Annotated in this window: 9 protein-coding genes and 1 pseudogene; 6 read left to right on the top strand and 4 right to left on the bottom strand. The window is 70.9% G+C overall.

The features are described from left to right. The first annotated feature begins 2 nt into the window (after positions 1-2). Positions 3-830, top strand: coding sequence for a phosphodiesterase (locus MET2598_RS0128600; RefSeq protein WP_018263183.1), 828 nt, complete (start codon positions 3-5; stop codon positions 828-830). 203 nt (positions 831-1,033) lie between these two features. Here the strand turns inward: MET2598_RS0128600 and MET2598_RS0128595 are convergent, their stop codons facing one another. After that, positions 1,034-3,583 carry a tetratricopeptide repeat protein gene (locus MET2598_RS0128595; RefSeq protein WP_236728830.1) on the bottom strand — a complete coding sequence of 850 codons (2,550 nt, stop codon included), beginning with the start codon at positions 3,581-3,583 and terminating at the stop codon, positions 1,034-1,036. Positions 3,584-3,804: 221 nt separating this feature from the next. Between MET2598_RS0128595 and MET2598_RS0128590 the strand changes: the two genes are divergently transcribed. Together MET2598_RS0128590 and MET2598_RS0128585 are read left to right on the top strand one after the other, a co-directional pair. Beyond that, positions 3,805-5,583 (top strand): autotransporter outer membrane beta-barrel domain-containing protein, encoded by a 1,779-nt coding sequence (locus MET2598_RS0128590; RefSeq protein WP_026190993.1) that lies wholly within the window; start codon positions 3,805-3,807, stop codon positions 5,581-5,583. Next, entirely contained in the window at positions 5,577-6,599 is a 1,023-nt protein-coding gene (locus MET2598_RS0128585; RefSeq protein WP_157182276.1) for a TraB/GumN family protein, read from the top strand. The genes MET2598_RS0128590 and MET2598_RS0128585 overlap by 7 nt, the downstream gene beginning before the upstream one ends. 98 nt (positions 6,600-6,697) lie before the next feature. On the opposite strand, the pseudogene MET2598_RS43120 reads toward MET2598_RS0128585, so the two are convergent. The 3 genes and pseudogenes from MET2598_RS43120 to MET2598_RS43920 all read right to left on the bottom strand — a co-directional run. Beyond that, positions 6,698-8,035, bottom strand: a pseudogene (locus MET2598_RS43120) (HlyD family type I secretion periplasmic adaptor subunit); the annotation flags it as partial. Next, positions 8,028-10,097 (bottom strand): type I secretion system permease/ATPase, encoded by a 2,070-nt coding sequence (locus tag MET2598_RS0128575; protein WP_442919016.1) that lies wholly within the window; start codon positions 10,095-10,097, stop codon positions 8,028-8,030. The gene MET2598_RS0128575 and the pseudogene MET2598_RS43120, both read right to left, overlap by 8 nt. After that, positions 10,039-13,245 carry a hypothetical protein gene (locus MET2598_RS43920; protein ID WP_442918998.1) on the bottom strand — a complete coding sequence of 1,069 codons (3,207 nt, stop codon included), beginning with the start codon at positions 13,243-13,245 and terminating at the stop codon, positions 10,039-10,041. Before MET2598_RS43920 ends, MET2598_RS0128575 begins: the two co-directional genes overlap by 59 nt. A 1,351-nt stretch (positions 13,246-14,596) precedes the next feature. On the opposite strand from MET2598_RS43920, the gene rnr reads away from it, so the two are divergent. Genes rnr through MET2598_RS0128540 form a run of 3 tightly spaced genes read left to right on the top strand, consistent with a single transcriptional unit; the run spans position 14,597 to position 18,085 of the window. Beyond that, the gene (gene rnr / locus MET2598_RS0128550) at positions 14,597-16,885 is read left to right on the top strand and encodes a ribonuclease R (RefSeq protein WP_018263174.1); all 2,289 of its coding nucleotides are present in this window, start codon (positions 14,597-14,599) and stop codon (positions 16,883-16,885) included. After that, a complete protein-coding gene (locus tag MET2598_RS0128545) occupies positions 16,882-17,394 on the top strand; it encodes a DUF983 domain-containing protein (RefSeq protein ID WP_012336300.1) in 513 nt (170 codons plus the stop codon). Before rnr ends, MET2598_RS0128545 begins: the two co-directional genes overlap by 4 nt. Beyond that, positions 17,330-18,085 (top strand): NUDIX hydrolase, encoded by a 756-nt coding sequence (locus MET2598_RS0128540; RefSeq protein ID WP_012336301.1) that lies wholly within the window; start codon positions 17,330-17,332, stop codon positions 18,083-18,085. The genes MET2598_RS0128545 and MET2598_RS0128540 overlap by 65 nt, the downstream gene beginning before the upstream one ends. Positions 18,086-18,377: the final 292 nt, after the last annotated feature.

Raw genomic sequence — 18,377 nt, 5'->3', positions numbered from 1 at the left:
CGATGCTGATCGCCCAGATCACCGACCTGCACCTGCGCCCCCGCGGGCGCCCGGCCTACCGGGTGGCCGAGACCAACATGCTGGTCGAGCGCGCGGTCGACGCGCTCGCCAGCCTCCAGCCCCGCCCGGACGTGGTCCTGGTCACCGGCGACCTCACCGATTGCGGGCTGCCGGAGGAGTACGCGCTGCTGCGCGGCCTGCTCGGGCGGCTGCCGCTCCCGGTCTTCGTGGTGCCGGGCAACCACGACCGCCGCGAGGCGCTGCGCGCCGCGCTCCCGGCGGCTTGGCTGCCCGGCGCGATGGAGGAGTTCGTCCAGTACGTCGTGGACGACTGGCCGGTGCGTCTGATCGGCCTCGACACGCTGGTCGCGGGGGCGAGCCACGGGGCGCTCTGCGCGCGCCGCCTCGCCTTCCTGGAGGAGGCGCTGGCGGCGGGCGGCGACCGGCCGACGCTCGTGTTCCTGCACCACCCGCCCTTCGCGTGCGGGATGGAGGGCATGGACCGCATCCGCCTCCTCGACGGGGAGCCGCGCCTGCGCGCCCTGATCGAGGCGCATCCCAACGTCGAGCGGATCCTCTGCGGCCACCATCACCGGCCGATCCAGATGCGCTACGCCGGGACCATCGCGCAGGTGGCGCCAAGCGTGGCGCATCAGGTCGCCCTCGACCTGAATCCGGGCCGGGAGAGCGGCCTCGTGCTGGAGCCGCCGGCCTTCCAGCTCCACCGCTACGCGCCCGAGACCGGGATCGTCTCCCACATGGTCTACGTGGAGCGCTATCCGGGGCCGTTCCCCTTCGTGCTGGACCCGGACTATCCGGGCCGGGCCTGATCCGGGATCCGCTTGATCGACGCGGATCCCGGATCACACGCCTGCGCGGCGCCTGAGCGAAGCCCAAATCCGCATGGCCGAGAAGGGAGATGGCGAAGCCATCAACCGGATGGCGGATGACGGGCGGGAGCGCCGCGATCGTCTGCGGGGCGCGCCCGTCGGCCTCGGCTCGCCCCGCCGGGGCCGGCGGGGTCACCGCCGGCTCAGCGCGGACGGAAGTAGAAGGCCTCGCCGGGGAGCGACCCGTAGGTGAAGGGCTCCTGCGCGCGGTTGGTGGCGGCGTAGACCTCGTCGCGCACGCGGCGGAACAGCATGTTGATCTCCAGCCCCGGCTCCATGACGTTCTTGACGAACGAGGCCGCGAAGGGGCTGTTGCTGCCGGTGCCGTCCTGCGCCACCTGCCCGTCGCGGGCCGCGAAGGCGACCAGGGTGCCGCCCTCCGGCTCGATCTTGGCGAGACCCCGCCCGATCGCGCGCGTCGCCACTTGGCGGCGCATCCGCGGGATGAAGGGGTTGTCCCGGCAGGCATCGAGCACGATCAGCCGCAATTTGCGCGCCCGCTCGGTGGCGGTGAGGATGCGCTCCACCGTCACGGCCTCGTCCTGCACGTCGCGGTCGGCCTTGAGGGAGGCGTCGACCGGGATGACGTAGTTCATGCCCGCGACTTCCAGCCCGTGGCCGGCGTAGTAGATCACCGCCCAGTCGGCGGTCTCGACCTCGTCCTCGAAGGCGCGCAGGGCCTTGATGAAGCCGGCCCGGTCGAGGTCGCTGTGGGCCATCACGGTCTGGAAGCCGAGGCGCCGGAACGCCTCGGCGACCGCCTGGGAATCCCGCCGCGGGTTGATGAGGGGCGAGAAGTCCCGATAGGCGGCGTTGCCGACCACCAGCGCCACCCGCCGGCCCGGATCCGCGGGGACGGGCGGCGGCGGCGCCTCGGCCAGCTTGCTCTTGAGCTTCTGGAGCACCTTGCGGGCCTCCGCCTCGGCCGCGCGGGCGCGGTTCTCGGCGGCGTCGGCGCTGCGGCGGGCGGCCTCCTCGGCGAGCCGGGCGCGCTCGGCCTCGGCGCGGGCGCCGGCGAGCGCGGTGTTCGAGGCCGCGATCTGCGCCAGCAGGTCGGCCCGGGCCGCGGCCTCGCGCTCGGCCTTGCGCCTCACCTCCTCCTCGGCGGCGATGCGCGCCCGCGTGGCGGCCTGCACCGCCTCGGCGGCGGCGGCCCGGGCCTGCGCCGCCTCGGCGAGCGCCGTCTTGCGATCCTGGTCGGCCGACTGGATCCGGGCCAGGGCCTCGGCCCGCGCCTCGGCCTTCGCCCTGGCCTCGAACTCGGCCCGGGCCCGGCTCTCCGCCTCGCTGCGGGCCTGCGCCTCGGCCTCCGCGCGCAGGCGGGCGTCGCGGGCATCCTCGGCCGCCTGCGTGGCGGAGGCGCGCTTGGCCGATTCCTCGGCGATCCGCGACTCGGCGGCCCGCGTGGCGCTGCGTGCCCGCTCGGCCTGGAGGCTCGCCAGCGCGGCGATGCGCTCGTGGGCCAGCGCCTGGGCGGGCCGCGCCAGGGCGGCGTCGCGGTCCGGCGAGAGGCCCATCGCCCGCTCGAAATCCGCGCGGGCGAGGGAGGCCTCGCCCCGCTGCTCGCGGGCGAGGCCGCGCCCCGCAAAGGCCGCCACGAAGTCCGGCACGGCCCGCAGCGCCTCGTCGTAATCGGCGATCGCCCGGTCGGGCTGGCCCGCCTGCCGGTACGCGTCGCCGCGGAAGGTCAGGGCGACGGGCGATTTCGGGTTGAGGGCGATCGCCCGGGTCAGGTCGTCGATCGCCCGGCCGACCTCGCCGCGCAGGCGCAGGATCTCGCCCCGGTTGGCCAGCGCCAGCGCGAAGCGCGGATTGTGCAGCAGCGCCTCGTCGCAATCGGCCAGCGCCCTGTCGAGCTGCCCCGTCTGTTTGAACACCAGCGCGCGGTTGGTGTAGGCCTCCGGGGCCCGGCCGAGCTCCACCGCCCGGTCGTGGTCCGCCAGCGCCCGCTGCACCTCGCCCTTGAGCCGCCACGCCTCGCCGCGCTGGCTATAGGCCTGCCAGTTGCGCGGGCGCAGGCGGATCGCCGTGTTGTAATCGGCGATCGCCCCGTCGAACTCGCCCCGGTCGATCAGCAGGGCGGCGCGGTTCTCGTACCCGATCGGCTCGTTGGGCTGCAGCCTGATCAGGGCGTTGAAATCGTCGAGGGCCCGGTCGAGCTGGCGCTTGGCGAGGTGCGCGAGGCCGCGATTGGCGAAGGCGCGGAAGAAGCCGGGCTCGCGGGCGATGGCGGCCGTGAAGTCGGTGATGGCGCGGTCGTACTCCTCCTTGCTGAGGAGGGCGGCGCCGCGGGCGTTGAGCGTCGCGGCCGAGCGCGGGTCGAGCCGCAGGGCCTGGGTGAGGTCCGCGACCGCCCGGTCGTAATCCCCCAGCATCTGCCACGCGATGCCGCGGTTGCGCAGGGCGTCGAGGAAGCCGGGCTTGCGGTCGAGGGCGCGGGTGAAGTCCTCCACCGCGCCGCGCTGGTCGCCCGCCTGCACCTTCGCGACGCCGCGGTTGTTGTAGAGGCCCGGAACGACCTCCGGATTGCGCTCCTGGTCCAGCAGCCGCGTGCAGGCCGGGATGCCGGCATTCGGGTCCGCCATCGACCGGTTGCAGCTCTCCCGGTCCCCCGCGGCCGCGGGGCCGGCGAGGCTCCCGGCCAGCCCCGCGAGGAGCAGCACCCAGCAAGTCAACCGGCGGTTAAGAGACATGCTCTACCCCTTCAGACTCGGATTACCATAGCACGGCGGCGCAGGCCGCGACCTTGCTTCGCACCGCGCGCCTTGCCCGGAGGTGCCGTCCCGCACTTGTGCTGCGGGCCGGTCCGTGCCGCGCGCGGGCGTCCCGGCGCACGCAGTCGCCGCGAGTTGCCAAGCCGTCACAGCCAAGGTTCGGCGCAGCATCTACGGTCCGGGCTCGGTGAGGAAAACGCATGATTCGGCCAGCTCATCCACTTGTCGGCTCCGCGCTGCTCGGCGCGACGGCCCTTCTGCTGGTGCAGGCGGCGCCCGCGCAGGCCCAGCGGGCCTTCTGCCCGACCGTGGTGGCGGGCACGGCCGGCACGCCGGACCAGGCCGGCTTCGCCCTCGACAACGGCGCCTGCACCAACGGCACGATCGGCGCCTTCTCGGGCGCGGCGCTCGGCAGCCAGGCGCTCAGCAACCTGTCGCAGACCTCGACCCAGGAGACCTCCCGGGCCACCACGGACGCGATCGGCGCCCGGCGCAACGCCGAGGCGCAGCGCGACCGCTCGCCCGCCGCCCGCCAGGGCAGCCGCGAGCCGGATTCGTCGCAGCGCGCCGCGGAGCGCGGCCAGCGCGAGGGCGGCCGCGACCGGACCACCGCGGAGCGCGGCGAGCGTTCGCCCGCGACGCGCGGGCGCGAGCGGGACGCGGCGCGCAGCCCATCCTCCCGCCGCGGCGCGGCGGCCGGCCCGCGCGCCCGGGCCGACGGGAGCGCCGAGCCTCGCGCGCGCGGGCCGGCCGCCGCCCCCGAGCGCGAGGAGGCGGCGCCGTCCCGGCGCGCCGGCCCGGCGGGGCGGCGGCCGCCGCCCCGCCGGGCCGGCGCGCCGGCGCGCGCGGAGACCGATGCGCAGATCCTGGAGCGGCGCGGGGCGCCCCGCCGGCCCGCGCCGGAGCCGCGGGAGGAGCCCGTCTTCGCCGAGCCGGCTCCCCGCCCCGCCCGGGTCGTGAAGGGCTACGACGCGCCCCTGCCGGTCGAGGCCGTGCCCCTGCCGGAGGGACCGCGCTACGCGGCCTGGGCCCTCGGCTTCGGCGATTACGAGGAGCGGTCCGGCCGGGGCCAGAACAACATCAATTGCTGCACCAATGCGGCGCCCGGCGGCTTCCCGACCCCGCTCTTCATCTCGATCGAGAGCCGCACCACCAGCGCGGGCTTCGTCGGCGGCGTCGACGTGACGCTGCGCGATGTCGGGCGCTCCGGCGACGGCGTCATCCTCGGCCTCCTCACCGGCTACACCTCGGCCTCGGTCGACATCACCAGCCGCGCCCTCTCCTCCAATGCCGGGCAGGTGCCGAACGGCGCGGGCTCCCTGCGGGCGAACCTCGCCGGTCCCTCGGTCGGCGCCTTCGCGACCTACTTCGACGGCCCCTTCTCGGCCGACCTGACCGTCAAGGCCGACCTCTACGCCCTCGACGAGCGCTTCCTCGACCAGCTCGGCTTCTCGGCCAACATCATCGGCGGCGTGCTGCGCCCGCCGAGCGTGGTGCCCTTCGCGGGCAGCGCCTCCACGGGCCTGACCAACACCTCGGTGATCGCCAACGCCAATTACCGCATCCCGGTCGGCGTCGACATCTGGCTCGAGCCGACCGTGGGCCTGCGCTACACGGCCTCGGTCTACGACCGGAACGCCCTGGCGCTCGGCCTCGACGACGGCCACCTGCTGCGCGTGCAGGGCGGCCTGCGCCTCGGCACCGACATCCTGTTCGGGCCGACCACCCGGCTCACGACCACGCTCACCGGGCTCGCCTACTCGGACGTGATCGTCACCGGCGGGTTCATCCCGGGCGCGGGCTTCGTGGCCGCCGACATCCTGGCGCGCTCCGACGAGGGCAAGCTGCGCGGCCAGGGCATCCTCGCGGCCAATCTCGACTTCGGCAACGGCGTCTCGACCTTCCTGCAGGGCGAGGTGCGCGGCGGCGAGAACCTGTTCGGCGTCGGCGGCAAGGGCGGCGTCCGCGTCCGGTGGTGAGGGCGGCGCGGGCCGCCGCCGCGATGGGGCGGGCGGCCCGCCTCGCCCTCGTGACGCTCGCCCTCGCGGGGGCGGGGGGCGCCGAGGCGGCCTGCGGCGGAAGCGACCTCTTTCCCCGCATCCGCGCCGAGGCGCCCGGGCTCTGGGCGACGATCGAGGCCGGGCGCGGCCTGCCCCACGCGGGCGGCATCCTGTTCCGGCTCAGCCGGCCCGGCCGGGCGCCCTCCTACCTGCTCGGAACCCTTCACCTCAACGATCCGCGGGCCGTCGCCGTCCCGCCGGCCCTCGCCGGGATCTGGCCGGGCCTGCGCCGGGTCGCGCTCGAACTCGCCGAGACGCCGGCCGCCCTGCGCGCGCGCCGCGCCGCCCGCGTCCCGGCGGCGTTCGCGGCGCCGGCCCGCCACCGGGCCGCCCGGCTCCTGCCGCGGGCCGACCTCGCCCGCCTGCGCCGCCTCGTGGCCGAGCGGGGCTTCCCGGTCGAGACCGCCCTGGCGCTGCGCCCGGCGGTGCTGGCCCTGATGCTCGACCTTCCCGCCTGCGCGCGGCCGGCCGCGGACGGGAGCGGCGCCTACGCGGAGCAGGTCCTGGCCGCGCAGGCCGGGCGGGCCGGGATCGCGGTGGTGGGGCTCGAGACCCTGGAGGAGCAGGTCGGCGCGGTCGCCCGGCTGCCCGTGCCGGTCGAGCGGGCCCTGCTGCGCGCCGTGCTGCGGCAGGCCCCCGCCGCCGAGGACATCGTGGAGACGACGCTCGCCCGCTACGCCGCGCGCGACACCGGGGCGCTGCTCGCCTGGATGCGCGCGCCCGCGCTCCTGCCGGGCGATCCCGCGACCCGGCTGCCGCCCGCCTTCCTCGACCGGCTCCTCGACGGGCGCAGCCGCCGCATGCACCGGCGGCTGCGGCCCCTCCTCGACCAGGGCGGGATCCTGGCGGCGGTCGGCGCCGCGCATCTGCCCGGGCCCGCGGGCCTGCTCCGGCTCCTGGAGCAGGACGGCACGCTGGTCGAGCGCGTCGAGTGAGGCCGGCGGCGGGCGAGGGGCGCGGTCGCCCGCGTCAGCGCTCGTGCCCGGATTCCTTCCAGCCGGCCAGGACCGGATCGACGAGGGAACGCGATCACCCGGCGACGGCCGGTCATGATGTCGGCCTGGACCGCCATGCCGGAGCGCAGGGCGACGGCACCGCCCTCCGTCGGGACGCTCGCCCGGTCGAGGCTGACGCGCACCCGATAGGCGCTCTCCTCACCCGCGCCGCTCCCCCGCGGCTCCTCCCCCGGGCGCGTCGGCATCGCCCCGCCCTGCGCGCTCGCCTCGCGGCCCACGAGGCGCACCGTGCCCGCCACCGTCCCGTAGCGGGTGAACGGGAAGGCTTCGAGCTTCACCTCCGCCCGCTGACCCTCCCGCACGAAGCCCATCTCGCGATGGGCCACCGATGCCTCTACCTCCAGCGGCATGTCGTCCGGGACGAGGGTCAACAGGGTCTCGGCGGCGCTCACGACTCCGCCCAGCGTGTGCACTTTCAGGTCCTGGATCGTGCCGGACACGGGTGCCGTCAGGTGCCGCTCCGCTTCGCGCTCGCGCTCCTTGCGCAGGGTCTGGTCGGCCACCGCCACCTTCCGCAAAGCCGTCACCCGCTGCTCCGCCGCCTCCTTCAGGAAATCCGCCCGCGCCTGTGCCAGCCTCTGCTCCAGCCCGGCGATCTCCGCCTGCAGCTGGCGGGCCTGCTCCGGCAGCGCGCGCGCGTCCGCGCGCTTGTCGATCAGGTCGACCTCGGCCTGAAGAAGGGTCAGCTTGCACGTGTTGCCCCGCGCGAACAGACCCTTCTGGGTCGCGTAGCGGTCCTCGGCGAGCGGCACGAGCTCTGCGTTCCGGCTCTCCTCCACCCGCTTCGACGCCAGCGCCGCCTGCTTGTCGGCGATCTCGCTGCGCAGCGCGCCCATGGTCGCGCGGTGCGCCGCCACCTGCAGGCGGAGCTGGACCTGCGTCGCCGCCTGCAGCGCCTCGTCCACCTCGGGCAGGCGCGCGATCACCGGATCCTCCGCCTCGCTCAGGAGGAGCCGCGCGGCCTCCGCGTCGAGCAGGGCCTGCATGCGCTCGGTGCGCGTCGCTTCGAGATCGGCGGAGACTTCCGTTGGGTCGAGGTCGATCAGTCTCTGGCCGGCCGCCACGTGGTCCCCCTCCGCGACGTGGATGCCCCTGACCACGCTCGTCTCCAGGGGCTGCACCACCTTCACCTCGCCCACCGGCGCGAGGCGGCCGGGCGCGGTCGCGACGATCTCGATCTCGCTCCCGCAGGCCCAGGCGACCGTTCCCGCCACCAGCGCGATCAGCGTCCAGGCCGTCGCCCGCAGGGTCGGCGAGGGCGGCGTCTCCAGCAATTCGAGCTCGGCCGGCAGGAAGGCCCGGTCCAGGCTCCCGCCCTGGGGCGCCGCCGGGGCGAGCGCGGTCACCTCAGCCATGGCCGTTCGCCCCCCGGACCAGCGCCGCGTAGAGCCCGTCGGGAAGACCCGCGAGCTCCTGGTGCCGGCCCTCCTCGGCGATGAGGCCGCGATCCATCACCAGGATCCGGTCGGCGCCCCGCACCGTCGAGAGGCGGTGGGCCACGATCACGACCGTGCGGCCTCGGCAGATCGCCCGCATGTTGGCCTGGATCGCCCGCTCCGACTCGTAGTCGAGCGCGCTCGTCGCCTCGTCCAGGATGAGGATGCGCGGGTTCGTCGCCAGCGCGCGGGCCAGGGCGATGCGCTGGCGCTGCCCGCCCGACAGGTTGGCGCCCCGCTCCTCCAGCACGGTGTCGTAGCCCTGCGGCAGGTCGAGGATGAAATCGTGCGCGCCGGCGAGGCGCGCCACCGCGATCACTCGCTCCAGCGGCAGGGACGGGTCGGCGAGCGCGATGTTCTCGCGCACGGAGCGGGCGAAGAGCACGTTCTCCTGCAGCACCACGCCGACCTGCCGGCGCAGCCAGGCCGGTTCGATCAGGGCGAGGTCGATCCCGTCCACCAGCACCTTGCCGCGCTCCGGGACGTGGAGCCGCTGGATCAGGCGGGTCAGCGTCGACTTGCCGGAGCCCGAGCGCCCGACCACGCCCACCACCTCGCCGGGCCGGATCGCGAGATCGATGCCGCGCAGGATCTCGGGGCCGTCCGGCCGATAGCGGAAGCGGACGCCCTCGAATCGGATCGCCCCCGCGAGCGCCGGCAGGTCGAGGCGGGGTGCGGCGAGCGCCGTCTCGGCGGGGGTGTTCAGGATGTCGCCGAGCCGCTCGACCGAGAGGCGGAACTGCTGGAAATCCTGCCAGAGCTGGGCGAGCCGCAGCACCGGCTGGTTGACCTGGCCGGCCAGCATGGTGAAGGCGACCAGTGCCCCGATCGAGAGGCCGCCCTCCATGACCGTCCGCGCGCCGAACCAGAGCACGGCGGCGGCGGTGAGCTTGGCCACGAGCTGGATCGCCTGGCTGCCGGCGGCGAGCGAGACCACCCGGAACGAGGCGGCGATGTAGCCGGCCAAGCCCTCGTCGAAGCGGCGGCGCGCCTGCGGCTCGACCGCCATGGCCTTGAGGGTCTCGATGCCCGCGAGGCTCTCGACGAGGAAGGATTGCTGCGCCGCGCCGTAGCGGAACTTCGCGTCGACCCGCGCGCGCAGCAGGGGCGTGAGCGTCAGGCTCAGGCCGACATAGAGCGGCAGCCCGAGCGCCACGATCAGCGTGAGGGACGGGCTGTAGGCGAGCATCACCGCCAGGAACAGGCCCGAGAAGACGAGGTCGACCGTCAGCGTCATGGCCGAGCTGGTCAGGAATTGGCGGATCGTCTCCAACTCGCGCAGGCGGGCGACGGTCTGGCCGGTCGGCCGCGCCCCGAAATAGGCGATCGGGAGCGCCAGCAAGTGCCGGAAGACCTGCGTGCCGAGGAGGGAATCGAGCCGGCTGGTCGTCTGCGCGAACAGGATCGTGCGCAGGTAGCCGAGCAGCGCCTCGCACGTGGTGACGGCGACCAGGGCCAGCACGAGGACGTCGAGGGTGGTGAGGCCCCTGTGGACCAGCACCTTGTCGACGACGACCTGGAAGAACAGGGGCGTGACGAGACCGAGGACCTGGAGGACGACGGAGATGACCAGCACCTCGCCGAAGAGCCCCTTGAAGCGGGCCGCGCTGGGCAGGAACCACGCGAGGCCGAACCGGCGTCCCTCGGTCCCGGGCGCGGCGTCGCGCGGGGTCAGGAGGATGAGGTCGCCGGTCCAGGCATCGGCCAGTTCCGCCTCGCCCCACAGGCCGGGCGCCTGACCGGGCCGCTGGATCAGCGTGCGGCCGGGCTGGTGCCGGGCGAGGACGAAGAAGCGCCCCTCGCGGTCGCGGCCGATGGCCGGCAGGGGCAGCCTGAGCAGGCGGGCGGGCCCGACGCGCACGGCGCGGGCGCGAAAGCCGGCGCGGCGCGCGGCGAGCACCAGTTCGTCGCGCGAGAGCGGCTCACCCGGGCGCCCGTTCTCGTGGGCGATGCGGGCCCCGTCCACGGCGCGCTGGCACAGGGCGGCGATCAGGACGAGGGAGGCGACCCCGGTATCCAGGGCCTGCGGCGGCTCGGTGCCGTCGCGGGCGGGGCCGTGCGGGGGAGTGCCGGAGGGGTGCAAGGCAGGCTCGCGCGGGAGTGGCATGGGCCGTCGCGCCGGCGCGGCCGGGTGGGGCCGTCGCCGCGCGCGGGGTGGCGCGGCCGGCCCTGCCGGAAGGCGGGCCGGCCGGTCTCGGGGCGCGGCTCAGGCCGCGAGGCGCATCGGCGGGTGCAGGGTGGGATCCACGGCCAGGGAGGGCGCCGGCGGCGGGACCGAGGCGGCCGGGCTCGTCGCGCCCGCTGCGCCCGCCCCGAAGCCCGCCATCGCGGCGGCCAGCCGCGACACGTGGCCGGCGAGGGAGGACGGGGACGCGTCCGCGGTGCCCTGAGACGAGACCTCCGGGGCGATGCGCAGGGCGACCCCCGCGAGGCTGCCGGCTTTGCCGTCGCGCCAGTGGAACTGGCTGTCGTCCAGGATCAGGTTGCCCTGGTCGACCCGGCGGTTCGGGGTGGCGTTGACGTCCAGCGAGGCGATGCCGAGGTCGGAGAGCGAGACGAGTTGGCCCTGTCCGGGATCGGCGTGGCCGGTCGGGTCGATCCAGACCTTCAGCTCGGCATAGGCCGGGTCGTGCGCGTCGACGCGTCCGTCGCCGTTGGCGTCGAGGCGGCGCAGGGCCATGAAGCTGGGGACGAGCGGCGTCCTGGGTCACGGCCTGCTTGCCCGGGGCGAGGTGGACGAGGTAGCCCTCGCCGGGAGTCCCCCAGCCGAGCGCGACCTTGCGGCCGTCGTCGCGCGCGTCGAATCGGGCGCCGGCCTGCGCGGCGGCGACGGTGCGCACGGGTTGGCCGCTCAGGTTGAGCACGATGGGATCGTCCCAGCCGCCGCCCTCGTCCCAGCCGCCGTCGTCCCCTTCGCCGTCCCATTCGCCGTTGTCGCCGGAGCCGCCGATGTAGCGCCCGTCCTCGAAGACGGAATCGTCGTCGCCCCAGAAGCGGTCGCCGTAGGTCGGTCCGTCGATCTCAATGTCGCCGTTGCTGATGTTGATGGTCTCGTTGTGGCCGGCGAAGGTGATGACGTTCTGACCCTGGACTCCGGTGATGGTGTCGAAGGAGCCGCGAACGCTGCCCCTGTCGGCCTGGGCGAAGTTGATGGTGCCGTCGTCGCCCGCGACGGTCTCACCGGCCTGGCCGGGGAGCATGTCGGTGGTGAAGCCGCCATCGGTGAGGGTGAGAGTCTGGTTGCTGTCGCAGAGGCCGACATAGCCTCCGCCGGACACCGTGGCCGAGGTGCCGTTGCCGCCGAGGTTGACGGTGTCGTTTCCGGTGTCGCCGGTGACGGTCTGGTTCTGTCCGTAGACGCCGGCATAGTCGCCCGCGTTGGGGTTGAGGTGGATGGCGTCGCCGTTGCCGCGGATGTTGGCGCTGGCATTCGCCCCGTAGCCGATCGTGGAGTTGCTGGCGGTGACGCTCTCGCCGGTGACGTTCGCGGCGGTCTGGGCGGTGGAGCCCCAATCGGCGAGGGTGAGGGTCTGGCTGCTGCCGCAGAGGCCGACATAGCCTCCGCCGTAAACCGTGGCGGAGGTGCCGTCGCCGCCGAGGTTGATGGAGTTGTTGCCGCTGTCTCCGGTGACAGTCTGGTTCTGGCCGAAGACGCCGGCGTAGTCGCCCGCGTTGGGGTCGAGGTGGATGCCGTCGCCGGCGCCGCGGATGTTGGCAGTGGCGTTGGCACCGAAATTGACGGTGGAGTTCGTCGCCGTGACGTCCTCGTCCGTCACGCCCGCGGCGGTCTGGACGGTGGAGCTCCAATCGGCGACGGTGAGGGTCTGGTTGCTGTCGCAGAGGCCGACATATCCCCCGCCCGCGACGGTGGCGGAGGTGCCATTGCCGCCGAGATTGATGGAGTTGTTGCCGCTGTCTCCGGTGACAGTCTGGTTCTGGCCGAAGACGCCGGCATAGTCGCCCGAATTGGGGTTGAGGTGGATGCCGTCGCCAGCGCCACGGATGTTGGCGGTGGCGTTCGTGCCGAAGTTGATGGTGGAGTTCGTCGCCGTGACGTCCTCGCCGGTTACGCCCGCGGCGGTCTGGACCGTGGAGCCCCGATCGGCGAGGGTGAGGGTCTGGTTGCTGTCGCAGAGGCCGACATATCCCCCGCCCGCGACGGTGGCGGAGGTGCCGTTGCCGCCGAGATTGATGGAGTTGTTGCCGCTGTCTTCGGTCACGGTCTGGTTCTGGCCGAAGACGCCCACATAAATCCTGCTGTTATCCAGAAGTATTATCGTGTCCGTGCTTCCTTGCACGTTGCCACTAGAATTTTGTTCGAAAGCAAGGAGGGCTCCATCTCCCGATATATATTCATTTTGCGCGTCATGCATTATATTCAATCTCTGTCCTTCGGATATTGGCAGATTCATTCCCGATAAAATGATGTTAATGACGACGTTTTGATCTGAAGAAATGCCTATGCAATCCATTTGATTTTGCCCTAAAAAGCTGGAAACTTGGCCATAAACTTGGCCTGTGGAGGTATTATCACTGCTGAATACTGTTGAAGTCCCATCGTCATTGCTGAGCTTGGCGTATGGTAATTCATTTTTTCTTATTTCGTAGTAAGCATCCTCGCTATTTATAGTAGAATGTAATCGAAATATGCTATTATTCTTGTCGAACGACAGCTGTGAATGAATTTTATCTCCATCTTTGTCGAAGTCGATCTGCTCAAGGGCAATCACTCCACTCTCATTCGAATTGATGATATTGTCTCTGTCCTCCATGCTTGAGCGATCGTACTGAAAGATGCCGTTATTTTGATCATTAAAGCCCTTTTCGATGGCGTTTACGTTTCTCGGATTATTCCCATATTTTCCGCTCACATCTTGCGCGTTCCCGAAATAATTCTGAATTTTGTTAACAATCCCTCCGCCCCATTCGGTGAATTGTGTCGAGAAGCCGGCTGCTTGTGCTGCGACGCCTAATGCGTACGATGCGATCTCTCGGTACGCAGGAACATTATTGCCGCTCGTTCCATTGTAATGGGTTTGTACGTCGTAAGATCCGCCCGGTCGGAACGCGTTGGCGAAGAGCAGTAGTCCCGGAAGTTGTGCGTATCCCTCAGAATCATCGGAATTCATGTATTAATGCGTGATTACACCGAGATTTTGGAATTTCTTAATATCAAAATCCTGCAGCACAATGATATAATTATTTACGTTAGTTCCAGTCTGGTTACCCAATACATCGTAAATGCGATAATTTGCATTCTCAGAGTTGGAAGCGATAACCGGGTGACCGAACGAGTCTGTCAAGAATTTAGATGCAACGAAGTTGGGATTTTTAGAGGAATCTTTTACATAGAAAATTTCAGACATGGCTGCCTCCTCATTAGCATGAAGCTACGATCAGGTAGTAGCTTCCTCTTAGATGTGATCTCTCTAGCGTGCATCCTGTATAAGGATCTAGGCTATTGCGTAAGAAATCGTCTAGAAGCACTTCGCGATCGCGTGAATTGTTCGGTATTCGCAGAACGATCTTATGAAAATTTATAATGTCTTTCTGCGAAACTATGCTGATCTGCTCGTTCGCGGCAGCAGCTGGTCTAATAATCTCTAACGCCGTAACGTAGGCACTGTTTTCGATCGTACCTTGCATGGACGTGTTGATCCATGCTGAAAAGAAAATCGGTGGGAGTGTTGCCAGAAAGTAAATTATGCCGTAAACTCTCATTACGAGTATGGCTAAATACATGTTTATGGCGAAGTATAACGCAAAGCATATTAGTAATTGATAGAAATAATCCTGTTGAAGGTGGAAGCTAGCAAATGTCGTCGCAAAAATGACTAATGGAGGAAACAAAAATGAGAATAAAAGTTGTGATACTACCAATTTAATCCTGGTCATGATCGATCTTTCTAGGGCTAAAGATCGCTAATTTAAGATCCATAGATCCTCACAGATTTTTATGACAATATTATCTTCCATTATAGAACTCATCAGAATCATGTAAAAGCAGTAATCTGCATGGCAATGTCGATACATCTTACCTGAATATCGAACTGATATTTTGTGGCATCTCATTACGTCGACAGTACTTACCTTAGGTCAGATGACGCCGATGGTCAAGCGGACGCAGGTCATGAAAGTATTTCCAGAACGTTTCCATACCGTGTCCAACCGAACACCGCTCGGGCCGGGATAGGGGTGATGCGACCAAGCCGATACCGCCGACCTGCATGACGCGGACAGGGCAGGCTGGCGAATTCGCCCCACACCCCGCCCATTCGCCCTCACGGCGCCCGCCCGGGCTCGCCGGCGCCGCCGCAATCGCCCTGCGTTATGCTCCACCGCCGCCTGCCCGCCGCGGTTGCCCGCGCGCGGCCGCAATCCCATATCGGACGAGAGGGTGAGACCCGCGCGGGGCCGGAGGGTGTCGCCGAGCCGGTCGTCGCTCGCCCGTCCCGCCGCCCCATTCCCCGGGTCTCCCCCTTGGCCAAACGCTACTCCCCGCCCTCCGACCACGCCGCCCTGCCCTCCCGCGAGGCGGTGCTGGCCTTCATCGCGGAGGCGACCACCAAGGTCGGCAAGCGCGAGATCGCCAAGGCCTTCGGCCTCAAGGGCGCCGACAAGGTCGAACTCAAGCGGATGCTCGCCGAGCTGAAGGACGAGGGCGCGGTCGAGAAGGACCGGGCGGGCCTGCGCAAGGCCGGCCGCCTGCCGCCGGTCCTCGTCGCCGACATCGACGCCCGCGACCGCGACGGCGAGCTCCTCGCCCGCCCCGCCCAGTGGGACCCGGAAGCCGGCCCGGCCCCGAAGATCCTCGTGATGGCGCCGCGCGGCCGGCGGACCGGCAGCCTGCCCGCGCCCGGGATCGGCGACCGGGCGCTCCTGCGCGTCGAGCCCGACCGCGAGGCGCCGGGCCGCTATCTCGGCCGCGTCGTCAAGGTGATCGGCCGCAACAAGGCGGAGATGCTCGGGATCTACCGCGCCCTGGAGAAGGGCGGCGGGCGCGTCCTCCCGGTCGAGAAACGCGCCCAGGGCCGCGAGATCGAGATCCCGCCCGGCGAGGAGGGCGAGGCCCGCGACGGCGACCTCGTCAGCGTCGCCCTCACCCGCGACAGCCGCCTCGGCCTGCCCCGGGGCCGGGTCAAGGAGCGCCTCGGCGCCGTCGCCTCCGAGAAGGCCGTGAGCCTGATCGCCCTTCACGCCCACGGCATCCCGCACGTCTTCCCCCCCGCTGTGCTGGACGAGGCCGCGCGGGCGCGGCCGGCCGGGATGGAGGACCGCGAGGATTGGCGCGACGCCCCCCTCCTCACCATCGACCCGCCCGACGCCAAGGACCACGACGACGCCGTGATGGCGCTGCCCGACCCGGACCCCGCCAACGCGGGCGGCTTCGTGGTCACGGTCGCGATCGCGGACGTCGCCGCCTATGTCCGGCCCGGCAGCGCCCTCGACCGCGAGGCGCTGCTGCGCGGCAACTCGGTCTACTTCCCCGACCGGGTCGTGCCGATGCTGCCCGAGCGCATCTCGAACGACCTCTGCTCCCTGCGCCCCGGCGAGGACCGCCCGGCCCTCGCCATCCGCCTCGTCATCGGCGCGGACGGCCGCAAGAGGCGCCACAGCGTCCACCGGGTGATGATGCGCTCGGCCGCCAAGCTCGCCTACGCGCAGGCCCAGGCCGCGATCGACGGGCAGCCGGACGCCGTCACGCAGCCCCTCCTCGACCCCGTCCTGCGCCCGCTCTGGGCGGCCTACCGGGTGCTCGCCGCGGCCCGGGACGCCCGCGGCCCCCTCGCCCTCGACCTGCCCGAGCGCAAGGTCGTCCTCGACGCCGAGGGCCGGGTCGACCGGGTGGTGGTGCCCGAGCGCCTGGAGGCGCACCGCCTGATCGAGGAATTCATGATCCAGGCGAACGTCGCCGCCGCCGAGACCCTGGAGGAGAAGGCGCAGGCCCTGATCTACCGGGTCCACGACGAGCCCTCGCTCGACAAGATGCGGGCGCTCGGCGAGGTGCTGGCCTCGATCGGCATCAAGCTGCCGAAGGAGGGCGTGCTCCGGCCCTCCCTGTTCAACCGCATCCTCGGCATGGTCCAGGGCACCGAGCACCAGACCTTCCTGCACGAGGTGATCCTGCGCGCGCAGGCCCAGGCGGTCTACGCGCCGGAGAATGCCGGGCATTTCGGGCTCGCCCTGCGCCGCTACGCGCATTTCACCTCGCCGATCCGGCGCTACGCCGACCTCGTCGTCCACCGCGCCCTGATCCGGGCGCTGCGGCTCGGGCCGGACGGGCTGCCCGACATGGGCGCGGCCGAGCTCGCCGAGATCGGCCAGCAGATCTCCAACGCCGAGCGCCGGGCCATGGCGGCCGAGCGCGAGACCATCGACCGGCTCATCGCCCAGCACCTCGCGGACCGGGTCGGCGCCAGCTTCGCGGGCCAGATCTCGGGCGTGACCAAGTCGGGGCTGTTCGTGAAGCTCACCGAGACCGGGGCGGACGGCTTCGTGCCGGTCTCGACGCTCGGGGCCGACTATTTCCGCTACGAGGAGGGCCGCCACGCCCTGGTGGGCGAGCGCAGCGGCGAGACCTTCCGGCTCGGCGACCGCGTCACCGTGCGCCTGGTCGAGGCCGCGCCCGTGGCGGGCGCCCTGCGCTTCGACGTGGTATCGGAGGGGACGCGGTCGAGCCCGGCGCCGCGGCGCGGCGGCCCGCGCAAGGGCCGCCCGGCGGCCGAGCGCCGCGAGGGCCTCACCAAGCGGAGGGGGAAGCGGGCGTGATCGAGATCGACGGGCGGGACGCCCCCGCGCAGCCCCCAGCCGAGGTGCCCTGGCACCTCGCGATGCTGCGGGGCTTTCGCAACCGCTGCCCCCATTGCGGCGAGGGCCGCCTGTTCGGGCGCTTCCTGAAGGTGCGCGAGGCCTGCGAGGCCTGCGGCACCGAACTCCACCATCACCGGGCCGACGACCTGCCGCCCTACCTGGTGATCTTCATCGTCGGCCACGTGGTCGGGCTCGCCATCCTGGAGAGCCAGATGCGCCTCGACGAATTGCCGCTCTGGTTCGAGCTGACCTTCTGGCCCGCCGTGACCCTGATCATGGCGCTCGCCCTGCTGCAGCCCGTGAAGGGCGCGGTCGTCGGGCTGCAATACGCCCTTGGCATGCACGGCTTCTCCGCGATACGCCGCGCACGCACCGGGACCGGACAGGGCGGGGAGGCACGGGATGGCGCGCGCGACGGCGGGGACGATCGAGAGCGGGGCCGCGCCCCCGGCCTCCGCGGCGCCTGAGCGCAGACCCGCGCTCAGGCCGCGCAATGCCGCGACCCTGATCATCCTCGACCATGCCGGCCGGACCCCGAAGGTGCTGATGGGCCGCCGCCACGACGGCCACACCTTCATGCCGGGCAAGTACGTCTTCCCGGGCGGCCGCATCGAGCTCGCGGACCGGCACATGCCCGTCGCCGGCACCCTGAACGACCGCGCCGAGGCCGCGCTCGCGGCGCGCGTCTCCCGGCCGCCCCACCATCTCGGCCGGGCGCTCGCCCTCGCGGCGATCCGCGAGACCTACGAGGAGACCGGCCTGATGATCGGGACCCGGGATTACGGGCCGCCCGAGACCGCCCCCGACGGGCCATGGGCCGCCTTCCGCGAGGCCGGCGTGATGCCCGACCTGGAGGCCGTGCAGTTCATCGCCCGGGCCATCACGCCCCCCGCCCGGCCCAAGCGCTTCGACACCCGCTTCTTCGCGGTGACCCGCGACGCCGTCGCGGGCGAGACGCCAGGCATGGTCGGGCCGGAGGCGGAACTCACCGAACTCGCCTGGGTGAGCCTCGCCGAGGCGCGCCGGCTCGACCTCCCCCGCATCACCCACATCGTCCTCGACGAACTGGAAACCCGCCTCGCGGCCGGCTTCAGCCCCTTCCTGCCGGTGCCGTTCTTCCGCGAGATCCGCGGCCGGCACACCCGCGAGGAGATCTGATCCGGGATCGGCTCGATCGCAGCGGATCCCGGATCACCAGCCCGCGCGGCGCCTGAGCGACGCTGACATCCGCATGGCCGAAATGCGAGATGGCGAAGCCATCACCCGGATGGCGCATGAGCCGCCGCGCCCGCGGGCAAACGCCGGTCCGGCGGCGAAGATCGGGCGCGGCCGAGGGCCTAGATAAACTCGCCGAAACAAGTTCCGCCCGCGCTCACGTCGCGGTCAAGCGGATTAGGCCACCCGAGATCGGCCAATAGAACAGCATAACATATGTTTATCAGAGGTCTCT

The organism is Methylobacterium sp. WSM2598, assembly GCF_000379105.1.
In the GTDB taxonomy this organism is placed as follows: domain Bacteria; phylum Pseudomonadota; class Alphaproteobacteria; order Rhizobiales; family Beijerinckiaceae; genus Methylobacterium.
This window is presented reverse-complemented; position numbering and strand designations above follow the sequence as displayed.